Origin of the sequence: Enterococcus sp. RIT-PI-f (genome assembly GCF_001297065.1) — a bacterium.
Classification (GTDB): Bacteria; Bacillota; Bacilli; order Lactobacillales; family Enterococcaceae; genus Enterococcus_D.
Genome location: NZ_LHOX01000007.1, coordinates 1 through 2403, shown reverse-complemented (window position 1 = coordinate 2403; position 2403 = coordinate 1). Strand labels below are relative to the sequence as shown.

Genomic DNA, 2403 nt, shown 5'->3' with positions numbered 1-2403 from the left:
TAGAATTTACACGTAGGTCTTGAAATGCTTGATTCATATGTTTAACGATATGAAATCGATCAATAACGAGATTGGCATTTGGGAATACCGTTTTGGTTAATTGAAAATAAGCTGCGTTCATATCAGTTACTAAATATTTTACTTGATCATTGTTAGAACAGTTCTGGAAGTAGGCGGTTAGTCGAGATAGCTTACGTGTTGGCAAAATATCAATCAACTCTCCACTCTCTCCATCTGCACAAATAAAGCTCATTTTGTCTTCAAGTGAAGCATGTGATCGAAACTCATCTACCATCAATAATTTGGGAAGAACCTTTTTAGCGTTTCCTGGAAGATAGCTTTTGAGTTCTTTTAGTATTCGAATCACTGTAGTTAAGGACACCGTGCAAAGCTTAGCAATAAAACTCAAAGAAACTTTATCCGTTAGTAAAGAAATAATTTTGTATCTTAAATGATTGGCAATAGAATGTTTTGGAAGAACAAAGTAAGATTGTGCAGTCCAATAGGTTTCACAATTTTTACATTTGTAGCGCTGCTTTTTTAATTGCATAACCATCGGCATATGGATATATTCATCAAAACGTACAGTAGTTTTTTTCTTCCCATTTCTTACAATTATTGTTTTACCATAACAGTCTTTCACTGTGGATCCACTGTTTATTTTGCGGTGATTTAATCATACTAGAGAACGATATGTTTTTTAATACCTAAACTGAAAATGGACTGAAGAATCAATTCTGATTCATCAGTTCCATAAATTATAGAGCCCTTTATTTTTTACTCTTTTTTTGGGAGTTAATCAGAATTTACTTCTTTATTCCATACATACTAGTTCTGATAATGAGCTGCGATTTTTTCCATAGATTCTTCAGTAATATTAATACTACTTCTAGAACCGATCAAAGGACTCACTTCGCATAAATCTTCATAAGTTATTCTGTGTACTATTGGCACTAGCAAGTCTCTAGCTAATAGTGCTGATAATGCTTATCAGCGACTCCTTCTCCAGTAATACTCTTAAGAAATGAAGAAGTGACTAGGACTATTCCAAATCTATATTTTACATCGTCTTTATCAATTTCGCGAAGTAAGTATGACCCTAATATAACATTTTTTCACTAACTAAACAGACAAGCCTTTTTTTCTAAGAGGTCATGTAATTCTTTAGCAGACTTTTTACGATTATCCCATGTGCGGCAAAGAAATACGTCTCTTAAATCAGGCAATTTGGAACGTTACTCTACTCTTTTTAGAACCGGAGTAAGTGTACGAACTTTTTCAGTTGTATATAAAATAGTAGAATTCGATGGAGCCCAACGTACCCGTTTACTTTTAATTCTTTTAGAACGGGTGTGGTTAGTAGTTGAGGGTGTTTATGAGTGTGACATGAAGGATATGAGTTATAAGAGCTGTAACCTCGATAACATCCTCCACATGATCTTAATGAGGCAATAACAGAATGTTATTAACTGAAGTTACATAAATGTAAGGTTTATATTTTTTACTTTTATTGTTAAATAAACTTGAAAGCGGTATAATATGTGTTGTTAATAAAAAATAAAGGAGATGTATTATGAAAAAAAAGCTTTTAACTTTAGCACTAGCTTCATCTTTCATCATTTCACCAATTTTTTTATCAAGTTCAATAGCATCTGCATCTGAGGTAACAACAACTGAGGAAAGTGATGGTGTAGTTGTTACAAAAAATGAACAATATTTGAAATTCGAAGCAGAATTATTAACATTACAAAAACAACAAAAAAACGAATTTTCATCAAGGCTATATACGGATTCTACAAAAGAAGCTGCAACGAACTTAATTGAAAAATATGAAGGTGCCGAAATTTCAGTAGCGAAAGCATCAGTACAATATACTTGTAAGTTTGTTAATGGAGGGTTAAATTCTTTTGCAACAACCAAGACCGGATTACAACAGTTACGCACAGATCTTGCAACAACCGCTACACTTTTACTTACTAATGGAACTCTAGGAGGAGCTACAATCGCGGGACCATTAGGTGCATTAGTAGGATTAGTAGGTGGAGGAATCCTGGGTCAAACAGCTAGAGGTGCAAGCAACACAATGCAAAGTTGGATTAACGCGGGGTCTTCTAAAGGTGGGGTTCGTATTACAATAGTCGAACAATTTGCTATTTCAAATATAAATTCTCAAACGCAAGCAAAAATAAAAAAATTGTAAAGAATGAAGTGATTCAATGAATTTAATTCTAGATAGTAAGATTTTTAAAAAGGGTACAATAATAATATCTTTATTATTAATTTTTGTAAGTTATATTATAAATTATCGTTTAATAGGTATTAATTTATATGAAAATTTGTTAACTGGATATGGTCCTCCTGTAATTTTAATTTTATTGTCTCTATATTTTGAAAAGCCAAATA

The 2403-nt window shown here is 32.4% G+C and carries 2 protein-coding genes and 1 pseudogene; 2 read left to right on the top strand and 1 reads right to left on the bottom strand.

Annotation, left to right across the window (positions count from 1 at the left end; genetic code table 11):
• A pseudogene (locus tag AEQ18_RS02355) lies at positions 1-652 on the bottom strand (transposase); the annotation flags it as partial.
• Positions 653-1573: 921 nt separating this feature from the next.
• On the opposite strand from AEQ18_RS02355, the gene AEQ18_RS02350 reads away from it, so the two are divergent.
• Together AEQ18_RS02350 and AEQ18_RS15870 are read left to right on the top strand one after the other, a co-directional pair.
• A complete protein-coding gene (locus AEQ18_RS02350) occupies positions 1574-2200 on the top strand; it encodes a hypothetical protein (protein WP_054114766.1) in 627 nt (208 codons plus the stop codon).
• A 16-nt stretch (positions 2201-2216) separates the two neighbouring features.
• Positions 2217-2403 (top strand): hypothetical protein (locus AEQ18_RS15870; protein WP_235505469.1); only part of this gene is annotated, 187 nt, incomplete at its 3' end.

Coding starts and splice junctions, on each gene's coding strand:
- AEQ18_RS02350 (WP_054114766.1), top strand. CDS start 1,574: ATGAAAAAAAAGCTTTTAACTTTAGCACTAGCTTCATCTTTCATCATT.